The sequence below is a fragment of the Rothia mucilaginosa genome, from assembly GCF_001061665.1.
Lineage (GTDB): Bacteria > Actinomycetota > Actinomycetes > Actinomycetales > Micrococcaceae > Rothia > Rothia mucilaginosa_A.
Window position 1 is genome coordinate 144,352 of the sequence record NZ_JVSP01000002.1, and the last position, 18,044, is coordinate 162,395.

The 18,044-nt window shown below is 61.0% G+C and carries 14 protein-coding genes and 1 pseudogene; 10 read left to right on the forward strand and 5 right to left on the reverse strand.

Features of this window, described 5'->3' with window-relative positions; translation table 11 throughout:
• Positions 1–286 precede the first annotated feature (286 nt).
• The 3 genes and pseudogenes from cmtR to ADJ95_RS09585 form a co-directional block, all read left to right on the forward strand.
• Positions 287–646, forward strand: a complete 360-nt coding sequence (gene cmtR, locus ADJ95_RS00950; protein ID WP_049331677.1) for a Cd(II)/Pb(II)-sensing metalloregulatory transcriptional regulator CmtR — start codon at positions 287–289, stop codon at positions 644–646.
• Positions 643–1,287 carry a cation diffusion facilitator family transporter gene (locus tag ADJ95_RS00955; protein ID WP_049331681.1) on the forward strand — a complete coding sequence of 215 codons (645 nt, stop codon included), beginning with the start codon at positions 643–645 and terminating at the stop codon, positions 1,285–1,287. The genes cmtR and ADJ95_RS00955 overlap by 4 nt, the downstream gene beginning before the upstream one ends.
• Positions 1,288–1,325: 38 nt before the next feature.
• Positions 1,326–1,412, forward strand: a pseudogene (locus ADJ95_RS09585) (luciferase); the annotation flags it as partial.
• Between the two features lie 247 nt (positions 1,413–1,659).
• Here ADJ95_RS09585 and ADJ95_RS00965 read toward each other — a convergent pair.
• Both ADJ95_RS00965 and ADJ95_RS00970 read right to left on the reverse strand, forming a co-directional pair.
• Entirely contained in the window at positions 1,660–2,208 is a 549-nt protein-coding gene (locus ADJ95_RS00965; protein ID WP_049331687.1) for a pyrimidine dimer DNA glycosylase/endonuclease V, read from the reverse strand.
• Between the two features lie 2 nt (positions 2,209–2,210).
• Positions 2,211–3,971, reverse strand: coding sequence for a DUF7059 domain-containing protein (locus ADJ95_RS00970; RefSeq protein WP_239662743.1), 1,761 nt, complete (start codon positions 3,969–3,971; stop codon positions 2,211–2,213).
• Positions 3,972–4,070: 99 nt separating this feature from the next.
• On the opposite strand from ADJ95_RS00970, the gene ADJ95_RS00975 reads away from it, so the two are divergent.
• From ADJ95_RS00975 to ADJ95_RS09460, 5 genes are all read left to right on the forward strand, one after another.
• Positions 4,071–4,529: a pyridoxamine 5'-phosphate oxidase family protein gene (locus tag ADJ95_RS00975; RefSeq protein ID WP_049331691.1), complete on the forward strand. Its 459-nt coding sequence runs from the start codon at positions 4,071–4,073 to the stop codon at positions 4,527–4,529.
• 303 nt (positions 4,530–4,832) lie between these two features.
• Positions 4,833–7,649 (forward strand): type I DNA topoisomerase, encoded by a 2,817-nt coding sequence (topA, locus tag ADJ95_RS00980; protein ID WP_049331694.1) that lies wholly within the window; start codon positions 4,833–4,835, stop codon positions 7,647–7,649.
• Positions 7,650–7,903: 254 nt separating this feature from the next.
• Entirely contained in the window at positions 7,904–8,875 is a 972-nt protein-coding gene (locus tag ADJ95_RS00985; protein WP_049331697.1) for a Ppx/GppA phosphatase family protein, read from the forward strand.
• A gap of 198 nt (positions 8,876–9,073) precedes the next feature.
• Entirely contained in the window at positions 9,074–10,240 is a 1,167-nt protein-coding gene (locus ADJ95_RS09215; protein ID WP_152691678.1) for a hypothetical protein, read from the forward strand.
• A 361-nt stretch (positions 10,241–10,601) separates the two neighbouring features.
• On the forward strand, positions 10,602–11,150 hold the full coding sequence (locus ADJ95_RS09460) for a DUF6609 family protein (RefSeq protein ID WP_049331703.1): 549 nt from the start codon (positions 10,602–10,604) through the stop codon (positions 11,148–11,150).
• Between the two features lie 74 nt (positions 11,151–11,224).
• On the opposite strand, the gene ADJ95_RS01000 is transcribed toward ADJ95_RS09460, so the two are convergent.
• Complete coding sequence (locus ADJ95_RS01000) at positions 11,225–12,634, reverse strand: chloride channel protein (protein WP_049331707.1); 1,410 nt, start codon at positions 12,632–12,634, stop codon at positions 11,225–11,227.
• Positions 12,635–12,973: 339 nt separating this feature from the next.
• Here ADJ95_RS01000 and proC point away from each other — a divergent pair, with 339 nt between their 5' ends.
• The gene (proC, locus tag ADJ95_RS01005) at positions 12,974–13,819 is read left to right on the forward strand and encodes a pyrroline-5-carboxylate reductase (protein WP_049331710.1); all 846 of its coding nucleotides are present in this window, start codon (positions 12,974–12,976) and stop codon (positions 13,817–13,819) included.
• A 137-nt stretch (positions 13,820–13,956) separates the two neighbouring features.
• Here the strand turns inward: proC and ADJ95_RS01010 are convergent, their stop codons facing one another.
• Together ADJ95_RS01010 and ADJ95_RS01015 are read right to left on the reverse strand one after the other, a co-directional pair.
• Positions 13,957–14,619, reverse strand: a complete 663-nt coding sequence (locus tag ADJ95_RS01010; protein ID WP_049331713.1) for a potassium channel family protein — start codon at positions 14,617–14,619, stop codon at positions 13,957–13,959.
• Positions 14,612–16,261, reverse strand: coding sequence for a TrkH family potassium uptake protein (locus ADJ95_RS01015; protein WP_049331717.1), 1,650 nt, complete (start codon positions 16,259–16,261; stop codon positions 14,612–14,614). Before ADJ95_RS01015 ends, ADJ95_RS01010 begins: the two co-directional genes overlap by 8 nt.
• A 503-nt stretch (positions 16,262–16,764) precedes the next feature.
• On the opposite strand from ADJ95_RS01015, the gene ADJ95_RS01020 reads away from it, so the two are divergent.
• Entirely contained in the window at positions 16,765–18,012 is a 1,248-nt protein-coding gene (locus ADJ95_RS01020; protein WP_049331721.1) for an ArsR/SmtB family transcription factor, read from the forward strand.
• Positions 18,013–18,044 lie beyond the last annotated feature (32 nt).

Sequence of the window (18,044 nt, forward strand, 5' to 3'; positions counted from 1 at the left end):
TGTTTTCAGATGCAGAAGTTCTAGAATCCCTCTGCCTAGAAATCCCTCTGTCTAAAAGTCCTTCGTCTTTTCCCAAGGCTCAATAGCGCCCGGAACCACCTCAAAGAGCGGATGCGCACACGCCGCCAGCTCGCCGCGTGCCGCCAGCGTGCCGCCGTCGCTTCCGTGATGGGCGGTGGTCGCTGATGAGCGCGAACTCTGCCGCCTCCCGAGGGCAAGGGCGCGGAGCACGTGCGGCAGCCCGCACAAGTGGACAATTGGTCAGTTATCACTGTATAGTCATCGTATGCTGACTATTGCTTCACACCTCGACGTCATGAACCGGCTCGGCCGCGCCATGGCCGACCCGACACGTTCCCGGATTCTGATGACCCTCCTCGGCGGCCCGAGCTATCCAGCCGTGCTCTCGCGCGAGCTGGAGCTGACCCGCTCGAACGTGTCCAACCACCTGACCTGCTTGCGCGATTGCGGAATCGTCGTTGCCGAGCCCGAGGGCCGCCAGACGCGCTACGAGATCGCCGACCCGCACCTCGCCGCGGCGCTGACGTCCCTGATCGACGTCACGCTCGCGGTGGACGAGGCCGCGCCGTGCATCGACCCGGCATGCTCGGTGTCGGGCTGCTGTGGAACGGCGGCGGGAGCATGAGTGAGACCCTGACCACCGCGCGCCGCGCGATGCTGCACCGGCGCGTCCGCTTCATCGTCGGCTTCACGATCACGTACAACGTAATCGAGGCAATCGTCGCAGTCTGGGCAGGCGTCCTCGCCTCGTCCGCGGCGCTCATTGGCTTCGGGCTCGACTCGGTTGTCGAGGTACTCTCGGCCGCGGCCGTCACCTGGCAGTTCACCCGCAAGGACCCTGAGCGGTGGGAAACGGTCACCGTCAAGGCCATCGGCATCGCGTTCTTCGCGCTGGCGGCCTACGTCTCGATCGACGCGGTGCTGGCCCTGGTCGGCCAGGAGGGCCCCGACCGCAGCCCGCTGGGTCTCGGTATCACCGCGCTGAGCCTGGTCGTCATGCCTCTGCTGGCGTGGATTGAGGTCCGCACCGGGCGGGAGCTGGGCTCCAAGAGCGTGATGGCCGACGCCAAGCAGCTCATCCTGTGCATCTACCTCTCCGGTGCAGTGTTCATCGGCCTCGTCCTCGACAGCCTGTTCGGCTGGTGGTGGGCTGACTCGGTCGCGGCGCTGGTCGTGGCGGTGCTCGCGGTGCGCGAAGGCCTGGAGGCCTGGCGCGGCGACGTCGAGTCGCCGTTCGAAGTGCTAGAGGACCTCGAAGACGACTGACCCGTCACCCGACGATGAAGAGCCAGTGCTGCAACCCAGACATGCGCTACGAAAACTCGCTCTACATGGCTGAACTTGCCTCCATGGCCGATCTCATTGCGGCGGGTCGACTGCAGCTGGGTGTGGACTTCAACCTGAAGATGCTTGAGGCAATCGTGAAGGAGATTAAGCCCGCGCTGACCACCAAGTAAAGACCATGAGGTGAAGGTCCTGGGGTAAAGACCCCTTGCCAAGCTGTTTCCATCGCTCTGTAACGCGCTGAGATGTTTGTTCCCATGCAGTGTGAGCCACACATACAGCGATGCCCCGGCAGGCACCCGCAAGGGTTCTGCCGGGGCATTACTATGCTCACGTTCTTAGAAATCCTTCTGTCTAAAAGTCTTTCGTCTTTTCCCAAGGCTCAATAGCGCCCGGAACCACCTCAAAGAGCGGATGCGCACACGCCGCCAGCTCCCCGCGTGCCGCCAGGCGCTCGCTCAACCGGTGCTCCCACTCGGGGTCGCGCCCGGCCACCTTGTGCCGCAGAAAGGCGAGCTCGTACTCCAGCTGACCCAAAGGAACGGGAATATGCGCGACCGAAGGATACGGGTTTCCTGCCTTGTCGGCGCAGTTTTTACCTGTGCCGTTTTTGCCTGCGCTATTTTTGTTTGTGCTATTTTCGCCCGCACCGTGTTCGCCCGCACCAATCAGCGCACGGTTGAACGAGTAGCCGCGGGCATCCGCCTCATCCGCCAGCCCGGACAGGTAGGCGGCAACCGCCTCCAGCGGCTGCGGATGCGCGCGAAAACGAATCAGCTGCGGATGGTTCGTGTACCCGCGAGTCAGACCCCGCAGAACCTTCTGCGCCAGCAGGGTTTCACGCCAGCAGGCGACTAGGGCGCGGCGATCGAGCAGATAGGGGTGAAGGGACCAAATGCGCACGCCTAGCCCTGTGCTTCTGCCACATATACCTCAGCGGCATTTTCACCAGCCGATGCTGCGCCCGTGTGCTCGTCGCTAAAGTGCAGGAAGCTCTTGAGCACCAGCTCGCGCACCGCGTGCAGCAGGGTGTCGCGCGGATGCTGTTCCTGCGTACCGCGCGAGGCGGCGGCCGCCTCGTCGTATTCGGGCCAGGAGAGTAGCATCGCCAGGGCCGCCACAATCTGGCCCACGGCCAGCTCGCCATCGCTCGCGGAAGTGAAACCCGCCGTCTCGGTGGAGAGCAGCTGGGTGCGGCACAGACCCGATCCGGCACGCAGCAGAATAACGCTCGGGTGCTCGGCGCCGGGTCGGCCGTGGCGTTCCTCGGTGACGTCCTCGGCGACCTCCAGGTGCGCGGCGAGGAGCGCCTCGTCGTCCATGGCGGCCAGGCGGTCGTAGCGGCGCACGGACTCGGTGAGGGCGCGGGCGATGGGCTGCTGAATCGGGTAGGTAATCTCCTCGAAACGCTGCAGGGGCTCGGTCACGCCTGCCGCGGTCACCTCGCTGGGGCGGCGTAGCCAAATCATGCCGAAGCCAATAGAATGAACGTTCCGGGATTCGAAGTCGTTTAGATACGCCAGGTAGGTCTGCTCGTAGTGCTTGCGGTCGCGGTTCTCGCTCGCATCCTTCAGCCAGGTCTCGGCGTAGGACTCGGGGCTCAGCGTCTCGCGCTGAATAATCCAGGCCTCGGCGGCGGCATCTTCAACCCAGGCGCGCACGCGCTCGTCCCAGGAACGCGGCTGCGAGGGGTCCTCGGAATCGCGAATAATCTCCCAGTTGCCCAGCATCTGCGCGCGGCCGCCGGGCACCAGAACCGAGGGCAGGCGGCGCACCATCGTGCTGACAATCTCGTCGCCGGGCAGGCCGCCGTCGCGGTAGGTGAACTGCTCCTCGGCGCTCTCACCGGCCACGCGCGGGGTAATCACGAACGGCGGGTTCGACACCACCAGGTCGAAGCGTTCACCGGCCACCGGGTCCAGCAGGGAACCCTCACGCAGGCTCACGCGATCCTGCGGGTTCTGCGGGTCAATATCAAGGGCGGGAGCGTTCAGCAGCAGGTTAAAACGGGTGAAGGCCAGGGCGCGCTCCGAAATGTCGGTGGCGGTCACGTGCTCAGCGTGGGCGAGCAGGTGGAAGGTCTGAATACCGCAGCCGGTGCCTACATCCAGGGCACGCTTGACGGGGGTGCGCTCGGTAATCTGCGCCAGGGTCAGGGACGCGTGACCGATGCCGAGCACGTGATCCTTGCGGAGCACGCCGGGACGCTGATGCGCGCCCAGGTCTGCGGCCACGTAAATCTCGGTGCCGTCGTCGGCGGCGTGCGGGCGCAGGTCAACGCTCGCGGTCCAGCGACCTGCCGCGTCGCGCTCAATCAGGGATGCCTCCGCGAAGTCCTGCAGGGTCTCGCCGAAGACCTCTGCGGCCTCCACCTCGGTCAGCGGGCGGGCCAGCAGGAAAAACGCCAGCAGGCGCGCCAGGTTCTTCTGTTCCGCACTGTACTCGCCGCGCAAAATCTGCTCGACACGCCAAATTCCGGGGACCACCTGGTCGCGGGCCATCGCATCCGCGGCGTTCGCGCCCAGAAGCTCCTGCACGGCGTCGTACGTGTAGTTCAGGACAGTGAGGCGCTCGCGCAGGCGCACGAGGCGGGCGTAGTCGTCGCTGCGGGGCGCATCCGCAACAGCGGCGTACTCGGGGGCGAAGTCGGGGGCAGAAATAGTCATGCACACCATTCTACGCACCGGGCCCACACCACCTTCCCGTTATCCACAGCGACCCGCCGCTGCCCTGACGCGGGCCCAACATCGCATACACTGTAGAGCATGAGCAATCTCTACCCCGATGAAAGCATCAGCGCCGAGAAATGCTGGGAGCGCCTGCACGCGAACACCCTCGGCCGACTCGTCATGACCGACGGGCAGCACGTCGATGTGCTGCCCGTGCTCTACGCCGTCGCCAGCCAAGACGACAAGCAGGAAATCTACATCCGCACCACCCGCGGCAATAAGTTCTCCTCCGTGGTGGTCAGCCGCCGCGTCGCCTTCGAAATCGACGAAACCCTCGAGGACGGCATCCGTTCGGTCATCGTGGTCGGTGTTGCCCACTGGCTCCCGCCCGAGATGACCCCGCAGATCGTGCGCACCTTCGACCTGCCGGACTCTGACACGCACGAAATGCAGTGGGTGCGCATCGTACCCCGAAACGTGTACGGCCGCGAATACCCGCTGCTGCCCACCTACCTGGACGGCACCCAGCCGGACTCCGACACCCTCACGAGGTAACGGTTAGCGTCCACAGCCCGGAAAACGCGGCCCCGCGGGATCCCCGGTGAGCACGTCAACGGGTGCCCCGTGCACCAATCAGTCCACCGGTACCGTATGATGGAGCGAGTACCCTGCGACCACCGCGTCTCAGCGCACACACGGTGCAGGGCGCAACCTCGACCCCCGCTCCGGGAGTCCAACACACTAATCGCTCAACGAAACACCTCACCCATCGTATTGAACCGCCCCGACCGCCCGGACCGGGCGTTCGTGTGGGTTATGGTTGAATACGTAGCGACAACACATAGATAGAGGAGTGCCGTGCCCGCTCAGGCCAAGAATGGAAAAGCCCTGCTAATCGTGGAGTCCCCCTCCAAGGTCAAGACCATTAGCGGCTACCTCGGCGAGGACTACCTGGTCGACTCGTCCATGGGTCATATCCGTGACCTTCCGCAGCCCTCCGAGCTGCCCGAAAACCTCAAGAAGGGGCCCTACGGCAAGTTCGCGGTCGACGTTGAAGACGGCTTCGAACCCTACTATGTGGTCAACCCCGACAAAAAGAAGAAGGTTACCGAGCTCAAGCGCAAGCTCAAAGAGGTCGACGCGCTCTACCTGGCAACCGATGGCGACCGCGAGGGTGAGGCCATCGCGTGGCACCTGAAGGAAGTCCTCAAGCCCAAGGTGCCCGTCTACCGCATGACCTTCCCCGAAATCACCCGGGAAGCCATCCAGCGTGCCTTCGGCGAACTGCGCGACATCGACCTGCACCTGGTCGATGCGCAGGAGACCCGCCGCATCCTCGACCGTATCTACGGTTACGAAATTTCCCCCGTGCTCTGGCGCAAGGTCGGTCGCGGCCTCTCCGCAGGCCGCGTGCAGTCCGTCGCGACCCGCCTCGTGGTCGAGCGCGAACGCGAACGCATGGCCTTCGTCGCCGCCAACTACTGGGACCTGTCCGGCCGCTTCCTGAACGCGACCTCCGAGGGCTTCGACGCCAAGCTCGTCGCCGTGGACGGCAACCGCATCGCCACCGGCAAGGACTTCGCTGATGACGGCACCCTCAGCTCCTCCAAGGTCACCCACCTGAACGAGGAGGCGGCCCGCGCGCTCGCCGCCGCCCTGCAGCCAGCGGCGTTCTCGGTGCGTTCGGTCGAGACCAAGCCGTACAAGCGCCGCCCGGCAGCGCCGTTCACGACCTCCACCCTGCAGCAGGAAGCCGCGCGTAAGCTGCGCTTCTCCTCTCGCGTGACCATGCAGGTTGCGCAGCGCCTGTACGAGAACGGTTACATCACCTACATGCGCACCGACTCGGTTGCGCTGAGCGATCAGGCCGTCAAGGCCGCTCGCCGCCAGGCCTCCGAGCTGTACGGCGCCGAGTTCGTGCCCTCCGCACCGCGCGTGTACACCTCCAAGAGCAAGAACGCACAGGAAGCCCACGAGGCAATCCGTCCCGCGGGTGACACCTTCCGCACCCCGGACGCCGTGCGCGGCTCCCTGTCCAACGACGAGTTCCGCCTCTACGAGCTGATCTGGAAGCGTACCGTCGCCTCCCAGATGGCCGACGCGACCGGTTCCACCGCCTCCGTGCGCCTGGGCGCCGTGGCCTCCAACGGTCAGGACGCCGAGTTCGCCGCATCCGGCACCGTCATCACCTTCCGCGGCTTCCTCGCCGCTTACGAGGAGGGCGTTGACGCATCTCGCGTGGCCGAGCGTGAGGCGAAGGATGCCGAGAAGCGCCTGCCGAACCTGACCACCGGCGAGGCTCTGACTGCAGAGGCGATTGAGCCCGCCGGTCACGAGACCCTGCCGCCCCCGCGCTACACCGAGGCGTCCCTCGTGAAGACCCTGGATGAGCTGGGCATTGGCCGTCCGTCCACCTACGCGGCGGTTATTTCGACCATCATGGACCGCGGATACGTGAACGTTCGTTCTGGTTCGCTGATTCCCTCCTGGACCGCGTTCTCCGTGGTGCGCCTGCTCGAATCCAGCTTCGGCCCCTACGTGAACTACGAGTTCACCGCCCAGATGGAGGAAGACCTCGACCGCATCGCGCGCGGTGAGGAGTCCCGCGTCGAGTGGTTGGACGAGTTCTACTTCGGCGGCGACTCCAAGCGCGGCCTAAAGCCCATCGTCGACAACCTCGGCGAGATTGACGCCCGCAGCATCAACTCCATCCCGATTGCGGACGGCATTGTGCTGCGCGTGGGCAAGTTCGGTCCCTACCTGGAGGCCGAAGGCACCCTCGACACCGAGACCGGCGAGCTGACCGAACCGGTCCGCGCGAATGTACCTGCCGACCTGGCACCGGACGAACTGACCGAAGCGAAGGCACGCGAACTGCTCGAACAGGGCAAGTCCGACGGCCGCGTGCTCGGCGTGGACCCGGTTTCCGGCAACCAGATTGTGGCTCGCGACGGTCGCTACGGCCCCTACGTCACCGAAGTCATCGAAGAGATGACCGAGGAGCAGATTCAGGCGTACCTGGACGCGCAGCCGACCGAATACTACAAGAACGGCAAGCCCAAGCCGAAGAAGAAGCCGAAGCCCGCCAAGCCTCGTACCGCGTCCCTGTTCAAGTCCATGGACCTGGCGACCGTGACCCTGGAGCAGGCACTGCAGCTGATGAGTCTGCCGCGCGTGCTCGGTACCGACGCTGAGGGCGTGGAGATTACCGTGCAGAACGGCCGCTTTGGCCCGTACCTGAAGAAGGGCACGGACTCCCGCTCGATTGGCAGCGAGGACGAGATCTTCACGATTACGCTGGAGCAGGCGCTGGAGATTTACTCCCAGCCGAAGCAGCGCGGTCGTGCGGCGGCTAAGCCTCCGCTGGCTGAGCTGGGTGTGGACCCGGTCAGCGAGAAGAAGATCGTGGTGAAGGACGGCCGCTTTGGCCCGTACATCACCGACGGTATTACGAACATTACGGTTCCGCGTGCGGAGTCGGTCGAGTCGCTGACGCACGAGCGTGCGGTGCAGCTGCTTGCTGACAAGCGTGCGAAGGGCCCGGTCAAGCGTAAGACCGCCGCGAAGAAGACCACCACGGCTAAGAAGACGACTGCTAAGAAGACGACCACAAAGTCTACTACCGCGAAGAAGACGACCACTCGTAAGACCGCGGCGAAGAAGACCGCCGAGTAATCTGCCGCGTTGCCAGCCGAGTAGCGTTTCTACTTGAAGGCGCAGGATGCGTCCCGAACCCCTTAGTGGGGTGGGGCGCCTCCTGCGCCTTTTGCGTGCTCGGCGCGTTTTTATGCCCGCGCTGTGCTGATGCTGGGCATCCGCCCGGATTGTTTGCGGAGTGAGCCGCGCCTCTGACAGACTGGGAGAGGCGCCGCACCTGCGGTACCGCACACAGATAGTATCCCGCCGCGGGCGGGGGAGGGGAGCGCATCGTGCGCCTGGGAGTTCTGGATGTCGGGTCGAATACGGTCCACCTGCTACTGATTGACGGCAGCCCTGGAGCGCGCCCCGAACCGTACGCGTCCCATAAAATTCCGCTGCAGCTCGTGCAGTACCTCGACGCTGAGGGCAACATCTCGCAGGAGGGCGCGGACGCACTGACCCGCTTCGTGACCAGTGCCCGTGACTTCGCGATAGAGAATGAGGCGGAGGACCTGCTGGCGTTCTCCACGAGCGCTATCCGCGAGGCGGGTAATGGTGCGGCGGTGCTGCATCAGGTGCGTGAGCAGACCGGCGTGAGCCTGAACGGTATTTCGGGTGATCAGGAGGCGGCGATTACGTACTTTGCGGTGCGCCGCTGGCAGGGCTGGGGCGCGGGCCGCATCCTTGATTTTGATATTGGTGGCGGCTCTTTCGAGTTTTCGACGGGTACGAATGCATTGCCGGATGCGGCGATGAGCGTGCCGTTGGGGGCGGGCCGTCTGACCCGTGAGTTTTTTGATGAGCAGCCGCCGAAGCCGAAGCAGGTGAAGCGTCTGCGTAAGTATGTGCGTGAGCAGATTGCCCCGGTCGCGGAAAATCTGTTGCGTTATGGTGCGCCGGATATGACGGTGGGTACGTCGAAGACGTTCCGTTCGTTGGCGCGTATTTGCGGTGCGGCGCCGTATTCGGCGGGCCCGCACGTGAAGCGTGAGATGCACCTGCAGGATTTGCGTTTGTGGACTCGTCGCATGGAGGCGATGACTGTCTCTGAGCGTGCTGACCTGCCGGGTGTTTCGAAGGCTCGTGCGGAGCAGATGCTGGCGGGCGCTATCGCTGCGGAGGCGGCGATGGAGGCGTTCGGTATTGAGACGATGCGCGTGTGCCCATGGGCGCTGCGTGAGGGCCTGATTCTGAAGCGTATTGAGCATCTGGCGGAGGGTACGGGTACTCCGGTCAACCCGAAGACCCTCCTGGGCGCGTAACCGGTGCGTGACGTGGCCGAATAGCCACAGCTGAACCCCGCAGGCTGGTGTGTAATGGGCACCGGCCTGCGGGGTTCAAGTTGTACTTTATTGTTTCGTGATAATCTGTGAACGTTGACGGCTGTACAGCGATGTAAAACGCGGCTGTCTAGGAAATTTATCCACCAACAAAGTTGTCGGAAAGGAACAAAAAGAGACATGGACTTACTGCTATTGGCACATTTGGTTGCTGATGGGAATCAGGAGGCTAAGGCATCGAGCGCGCCAGTATGGGCGACTTGGGTTCCTGCTGTTATTGCGCTTCTAGGATCATTCCTTGTTGCGTGGTGGGGCGGTCGCAGAGTTGATAGACAAATAGAAATATCAAAACAAGCTACACCGCCTGAGCTGACCCGTTATAAGGAATGGCTTGAAATCTCTAAGGATTATAAAGAGCTTGTGGGAACCAAAGAAGACGTAGAATCTTCTGAGGTTTCGGAAGAGCGTAAAGAGATTGAACGTTTACGAGAAGTAGCTTTGAACCGTGCTGCATGGGAACGCAAAGTGATTTCTGCGTGTCCAGATATTAATGGCCAGAAGTGCCTTATGACAATTTCCCCAAGTTTTATAATAAGTGATTTTAAGAATGGTGGTTTTCCTAAAAATATTCCGAGCTTTAGGTCGGGCAAAATTTTCTTGGCGGAAGTTTTGGTTGTTGTACCTTTATCGGTAATTCTGATTTTTCTATCTATATATCTTGTTTGGTTTTCAATTATTCATCCTGTAATTTATTGGATTTTTCCGGAATTTATTTTATTTATCGATTTAAAATTCCCATGGGGAAAGGGAAATGTTATTTTTGATATGTGGGAAGCGGTTGGAGTCTTTGTGGTTTCTGTACTATTAATAGGATTGGTTAACTTCCTGATTAACGTGGGGGACTCTTGGCGTATTGGCGTTTCCGGCGAGAAGTTCGCAGAGTATGGATATATGTGCCTACTTAAAGAAAAGAATGAGGCTGATAAATTTATGGAAATTGTTAAAGCTTCCTCTAATGTTACTAATAATTCTCAAAGACTTTATTTTGGGATTATGGATGCTGGCTATAGGGAGACTATATATTACCCCGAACGATTGAAGGGTAAATACATGCTGCTTCTCCAGCCATTCGTTCTTGCTTTGCCTTATTGGGTATTGAATTTCAGATATAAGAAGAATGGTTATAACTACGGTGAGTATAAACCGGAAATTTTTGGAATTACAGAGGAAAGTTTGAAGGATGAACAAGCCGAGCAAGATGGAAATCTGAAAGATAAAAAGACTTCTATTAGTAGGCGGATAGCTCTATGGATTTCTAAAAAGTGGGAATCTTTGAATCGTAGTTAGCGAATTTTGGCTGGGTTCTCTTCCTAAGTGATTCTTCGCTATGGGGATGGTCGTAACTCGTGCAGAATTTGTGCCATGGTTTAGCGTCTTCTGCCATGGTTTTTAACTACGACCAAAGACGCTAACCTATGGCACAACTTTCAGCACGGCACGGTAAAGAGGGGCAGTCCCGGACCCGCACGCATCCGGGGCTGACCCCTCGTTTCTTGGGGGAATTTTATTGCCATTTTGATACAATTGCAGAGGGCGTAATTAGCAGAAAGAAGGGGTAGAGCATATTAATGCATAGCAGAATTTTTCACAATAAAACGTAGTGGCGCGACAAGAGAGCTAATTTTACGAGAGACTATCGGAGGCATTGATGGCTTTTCTAGGCTATAACAAAGACGAAAAGTTAGAATTTAACTATAAGAGGGCCTGCGGGTTGTGGCTAATTGTGGTGGCGGCAGTTATAGCAATAGCCACCTTGGCTGGAGGAAAGCAAATAATAAACATGCAAGTATTCAGCATTGGGTACGTCGTCAGCTTTTTCTCAATCAACATGAATAAAAAGGTACTGAATAGACTATCCGATGGCCCTTCGAGTGAATTTCAAAAGAAAGTATCTTCACGTGCCGTTATTCTATTATTTGTCTTAATGGTTTTGCTAGGCGGCCCATTCTTCGCAACTGAAAATTGGAGACTGATTTGGCTGGGAGCACTGATGGCAACCGCGCTGCATTTCTTCCCGTACTATTTTGTGCATGGAAAGTCAATGATATATCTGGGTCTTATCTGTGCCATCAACGTGTTTGCAGGATATATTTTTACCAACATTCCGTTAGAAGTAATCGCATATATCGACGCGGCGATTAAGCTCATCTTCGGAATCTATCTGCTATTCCTTTCAAAGCCGTCAAAGCAAATTTAAGGCAGTTCTTCGGCACAACAAATCAGGGCGGCCCCGGACGCACACGCATCCGGGGCCGCCCCTATTTCTGCAATCTACTTCTTGACTCCGAACACTCGCGTCCACGCCCAGCGGGTCAGCACCGCCGTACCCACCGCAACCGCCATCGGCAGCCACGCACTCGCACCCTGACCCGTAAAACCAATCAACAGAGTCAGCGCAGACAGCGGCGCATTCATCGAAATACCCAAAAACGCCGCCGTGCCCGTCAGCGCCGCCGCATATAACACCATCGACGCACCACCCGGCACCCCGCCCAAAGCGGGGAACGCCCACAGTACCAACGCCGCCACGCTAAACGCGGCCGCCGCACCCAACGCCAAACCCGGCGTCAGCGTGCCACCGTACGAACCCGAACGCAGGCTCAACAGCACCACGGCAGCCTTCGCAACAGCCAACGCCAACACATACACTGCCGCCGCCGCAGACAGACCGCCAGCCGTCGCATCCAACGACACATTAAACGTGTGCTGAGTCAGCAGACGACCATTGCCCAGAATCTCCGGAAGCCACAGCGAAACCACCGCGACCAGCGCAAACGCCACAGGAATACGCCACAGAAGAGAACGGTCCTTCGCCTTAATCTTCTCCGCACGCTGCGACAGCGCCCTAAAACCCAACGCCAGCGGAGTCAACACCACACCCGTCAACGCCGCCACGGTCAGCGTCGTCCCATCCAACGGAAGCTGCGGCACCGGGTACGTCGGCGCATTCGAAATCACCAGATTCGCCGTGACCGTCGCCGTCCACACCGTCACCGCACCCACATACAGCGACCACAGGCTCAGACCCGCGGCCATCGCCTCGATGAGGTACACCAGGCCACCAATCGGCACCTGATACACAGCCGCCAGGCCGGACGCCGCACCCGCCGCCACCAGCAGGCGACGCTCGCGATCGCCCAGCAGTAGCGAACCATCCGGACGGGTGCCGCCAATACGCTCCAGCAGATGCGCGCATCGACCCGCGGCCAGGGCCCCCAGCTCACGCGGCGCGACCTCCTTACCCACAGGAGAGCCCACACCCACCGCAACAATCTGAATCACCGAATGGGAAATCTGCCGCCACAGCGAAGGCTTAAGGTCCTCCTCGGTAGCGCCCGCAATCTGCGCCTTCACGCTCACCACGCGCCGACCACCCGACTGCAGGTAGTACCAGACCAGCGCCACGAACGGGCCCAACGCCGCGAGCACCAGCGCACGGCGTGCCGGGTCGGCACCGTCGGTCACCATCGGGTGGTGGCCCTCAGAATGGCCGAACGCGAGCTCCTGCATAAAGTCCAGCACATAGTGCAGGGCAATCGCGCCCAAGCCGCTGAGCACGCCCGTGACCAGCGCAGCGAGGGTCAGCCCCAGCAGGAGGCGAAACGAAAAAGAACGGGAACCCGCAGAATTCTGCGGGCTATTCGAGGAAGAATTCGAGGAAGAACCAGTATGAGAAGACATAGAAAAAAGGGGTTTGCGTGTTGCGTGCTGTGTGGTTTGAAGGCTTCATGCCCGGCACAAACTGCCGCGGGTGGAGCTGTTTTCATTCTACGCCCGCAGAATTACGCCCTCCCCGGCATGCCAGAACGTGAGAAGCGGAGCCCCGCGCATTGGGTCGTGGAGCATGAGGTGAAGCCGCCGCCCAGAAAACGCGGAAGAAACACGAGCCAGGTCACATGCCCGTAGCCGCACCCGCTATGCTGGAAGGGTACGCCTCCACGCGCCCGCCGCGCACAGAACAGTAGCCCCGGAACACACCGGCGGCACCCGGCGCAGGCACCACATACGGAAGGATCAACGATGACCGCAACTATTGCTTTTCTCGGCACCGGCTCCATGAACGGCTCCATCGCCGCGGGCCTGCTCGCTGCAGGCCACGACCCCGCACACATCCGCGCTACCGTGCGTAGCGAAGAATCCCGCGCCGCCCTCGCCCAGCGCCTCGGCGACAAGGTAGAAATCATCACCACCGGCGGCGAAGCCGACGGCAACCACAAGGCAACCGCCCACGCGGACGTTGTGCTGCTCGGCGTGAAGCCCTACGGCATCGTTGAGCTTGCCCGCGATATCGCACCCGCCCTCGCACCTAACGCTGTTGTGGTGTCCGTTGCTGCTGGCGTGACCCTCGAAACCCTCGCCGAGTGCCTTCCCGCAGGTCAGCCCATTGTTCGCTGTATGCCGAACACCCCCTCCTCCGTGGGCAAGGGCGTGCTTGCCATCTCCACCACCGACACCGTGAAGGACGAGCAGAAGAAGCTCGTCGAAGAGGTCCTGGGTACCGTCGGCTTGGTCGTTGAGGTCCGCGAAGATCAGATGGATGCGGTCACCGCCGTCTCCGGTTCCGGCCCGGCATACGCGTTCCTGCTTGCGGAGGCGATGGCAGCCGCCGGCGAGAAGCTCGGCCTGGACGCAGACACCGCCCTCAAGCTGGCCAGCGCAACCGTTGCCGGCGCGGGCTACCTGCTCGACGCCAACCCGGATGCGCCCGCCCTACGCCGCGCCGTGACCAGCCCGAACGGCACCACCGAGCGTGCGCTGAACACCTTCGTGGACGGTGGCCTCTTCCAGCTGACCGAGGACGCGATGCGCGCCTGCGCGGAACGTTCGGCAGAAATGAGCAAGCTGTATACCGCTGACGAGGACTAATACCGTTCGGTAGCGCCACCCGCACTGGGTAAAACTACTGGGCAAAACTATGAAAACAGCCTCTTCCCGGAACTTCGGGAAGAGGCTGTTTTCTATGTATATTCGCGGGCTCCTCAAAGTAGCGAGGAAAAGTGCTTTTAGGGCCGCGCCGCGAAGCGCTCAATCAGGTCCACCTGGCCCGAGACGATCAGAATGTCACGTGAATGAATGCGGGTGGTTGCGTCCGCGTAGGTGAAATCCTCACCGGGGGACTTGATGCCGACCACGGACACGCCGTACTTTGCGCGAATATCCGACTCCGCCAGCGTGAAGCCGTGGGTCTCCTTCGGCGGGCGCATCTTCGCAATCGCGAAGTCGTCGTCGAACTCGATATAGTCCAGCAGACGGCCCGAGACCAGGTGCGCGGCGCGGCGGCCGGCGTCAGCCTCCGGGTAGACCACGTGGTGCGCGCCGATGCGCTCCAGAATCTTGCCGTGCGCGGGGGTGATGGCCTTCGCCCAGATGCGTTCCACGCCCAGGTCCACGAGGTTTGCGGTAATGAGCACGGACGCCTCAATCGAGGTGCCCACACCCACCACGGCGGACCCGAAATCATCTGCACCCAACTGGTGCAGGGTGTCGATATCGGTCGCGTCTGCAGAGACCACGTGGGTCAGCACGCCCGACCACTTCTGCACCAGCTCGGGGTCCTTCTCAATCGCGAGGACCTCCTTGTTCTGCACGCGCAGCTGGGCGGCCACCGCGGAACCGAAGCGGCCCAGGCCAATCACGAGGACGGGATCGTTATGTGCACTAGCCAATGGTGGGCCTTTCTTCGGGGAACTTGTAGAGGCGGCGGCGTGAACGTAGCGCCAGGCCGGTCGCGGCGGTTGTTGTACCCACACGGCCGATGAGCATCAGCACGCTGAGAACGTAGATGCCCGCCGGCGGCAGGTTGGAGGAGAGGCCGTCTGAGAGGCCGCAGGTCGCGAAGGCGGAGATGACCTCGAAGATTACTTCCTTGAGGTCCGCGCCGCTAATAATCAGAATTGCCGCTGAGCCAACACCCACCACGGTAGCACCCATAACAATCACGGAGATGGCAATGCGCAGGGAGGACTCGGGGATGGTGCGGTTGAACGCGACGACCTTCTGATCGCCTCGCGCTTCGGCAAGAATCGACAGGGCAATGACCGCGATGGTGGTGACCTTCACGCCGCCCGCGGTGGAGCCGGAGCCGCCGCCAATGAACATGAGCATATCCGTCAGGAGCGTGGAGACGGGGGCGATACTGCTCATATCGACCAGGTTAAAACCGCCCGAACGCATCATCACGGAGGCGAATATCGCGTTGAGAACCTTCTCTCCGGGGGAGTAGCCGCCGATGGTGGCGGGGTTATTCCATTCAAAAAGACCCCAGAAGAACGCGCCGAAGACGAAAAAGAACAGGGTCGTCACGGTGGTCAGCTTAGCCGTGAGCGACCAGTGCCGGGGGCGGAAAGGATTGCGCTGAATCGCAATGAAAACGGGGAAACCGAGCGACCCCAGGAACACGGCAATACAGATGGGTACGAGTAGGAAAAGATCGTGGCCGTAGGGCACAATGCCGTCGGAGTGCGGGGTGAAACCGGCATTGTTGAAGGCCGAGACAGAGTAGAAAATGCTGTGCCAGATGGCCTGGAAGGGGTCTTCACCCAGGGTCAGGAAACGCGGAATCAGCACGAGCGCAATGATCGCCTCAATGGAGAAGGAAGCATAGGAAACGCTTTTGACGATGCCGCCGACCTCGCCGAGACGGCTGATGTTCAGGTCTTCCTGCGCGATGAGCTTGGTGCGCAGGCCCATCTTGCGGCCGATGGCTAGTGCCAGCAGCGAGGTGATCGTCAGAGTACCCAGACCGCCCACCTGGCAGGCCACCAGAATCATGGCCTGCCCGAAGGTTGACCACTGCTCGGCGGTGGAGACGGTGGTCAGACCCGTAACGGTCACCGCGCTGGTAGAGGTAAAGAAGGCGTGGTGGAAGGGGGCCGGCTGCCCATCGTTGGAAGAGATGGGCAGTAGCAGGGCAAGCGTGAAGAAGATGATGACCAGAAGGAACGCGCCGATTGCGGTACGCGAGGGCGAGGATAGAACGGTTGCGTCAATGAAATCGCGGAAGCGTTCGAGAGTGTACCGGTTGAACCCGAGAGGGCCCTTCGGCTGACGGCGGGTACCGGAGTGCTCGTGACGGTCGCGGAGCGCGGGCAACCTGTCCAGTTTGAGACCCGGGACGCTCGCGAGGACGCTCAGGCCTTCAAGCTCTTCGATGCGCTCGCGGTAGCTCTCGTTATGCTCGCCGGGGCGGTACTTATGCTGAATACCGCTGAGGGAGCTCCAACGGGGGTTGAGAAGATTCTGCGAGCCGTTGCGGCTGCGATAAGGGCGTCGAGGACGGCGCCGTGGGTGACGGAATATGTTTCCCATGCGCCTCCTTCATGAGCTCGTGGACGGGGTGCGCGATGCGGGTGCGAGGATAGAGAAAAGCACAAAATGGTGCCTTCCTAGTGTATCGCGCCGAGCGTTCAGAACCGAGGCGATGGACAGGAGCGAAGGCACACGACGCGGGAGTCTTCGCGCGGGGCCGATGGTTCTTCTGCGGGCTTGCCTTCGCGCTTTTGGGAATTCGAAGGCTATTGAGCCTCGGAACCTCCAGAAATCCACGGGAAACACTATATTCTCTTATAAGAATATTCTGTCTAAAAATTGCCGTGATAACCGTGTATGCCCAATTTCTAATGCTCTGAAACGTTTGGTGGCTATCAAAAGAGCATGTGCCGTGGATCTGGTCGAGATTTCTAGAGAAGACGAGCCGAAACGAACGTGCGAGAGGTTCTTATGGGGTGCAGAGCATAAAAAATTTAAGGGGATTCTCCGCATCACCCTCATTCTTAGCTTGAGGTGCCCCTTTTATATGTCATAATCGCTATATGCATTCTGATGTTTTTTCTGTCATCGCGGACCCTACCCGTCGTCGAATCGTGCGTATCCTCGCCGAGCAAACCCATACGGTGGGTGCTGTTGTTGAAAAGCTGAGCATGAGCCAGCCGACCATCTCAAAGCACCTTAAAGTCCTCCGCGATGCAGACGTCGTCTCCGTGACGGTGGAGGGGCAGCGTCGCCTCTACTCGCTGAACCCCGAGGTGTTCGCAACCGTCACCGATTGGATTAACGAGACGGTTCAGATTGCACGCCGCGCCAGCGAAGCGCCGGTGGCCCTGCCCGGCGGTGCCACCCTGTCTAGCGAGCACGCCCCCACAGAAAAGGTCGAAGCCGTCGCCACCGAGCCGGCAGCCGAGAAGGTCGCCGAGCCCAAGGCTGTTGAAGCCCCCGAGGAAAAGCCCGCGGCACAGTCCGCAGAGCAGCCTGCAGCCGAGGCCCAGCCCACCGCGGAGGAACTGGAGCAGGAGCGAATCCGTCGTGCCCGCGCCCAGTACATTACCCCCAACACGCGCATCATCGCCCGCCCGGCGCACCCGGCACCCGCCGAAGCATCGCCCGCCGCCGCAAGCGAGACCACTCGAGACTCTGAATCTCAGGGCATCCCCGAGCATGAGGAAGCGGTAGACAGCACCCCGATGCGTCCCTTCACCCCCGCCTCCTATGGCTACGACGCGGGCCGCACCGCCCACCCCGAGGTGCAGGTTGCTCCCACTGCCACCGCAGAACCCGTCGAGGAACCCGCAAAGAGCGAAAAGCCCGTCGAGAAGACGGAGAGCCCCGCGGTTTCCGTGTCCTCCGGTTACGGCTTCGACTCGGCCTCTTCCTACGGCATCGATCCCGCTGCCGTGGTGGGCGGATCGGTTCAGCCCATCGTCGAGGAAAGCGCAGCTGAGGAAGGCACCGCTGAGGCAAGCGCCGCCGTGGAAGACTCCTCCGAGAGCTCCGAAGAAGCTACCGTAGCGGCTCCTGCAATTGAACCCGCAGAAGATTCCGCAGCTGCTCCGGCAGAGGATTCTGCGACGGCAGAAGAGGCGTCGGAACAGGCCGAGGGCTCTGAAGAAGCCTCCGAGGAAACCCCCGAGGAACCCGAATCCGCACCTGCCGAGCCCGCGCAGAGCGAACCCGAATACCAGACGATGCCCGCCTACAACTCGGCGTACGTCCCCGCCCAGGAGTCCAAGGAGAAGGAACACCGCGGTGGCCTCTTCGGCTTCCTGCGTGGCCGCCGCCGTTAGCCTACGCATCCTGCGCCCTGCGCGCTACCCCC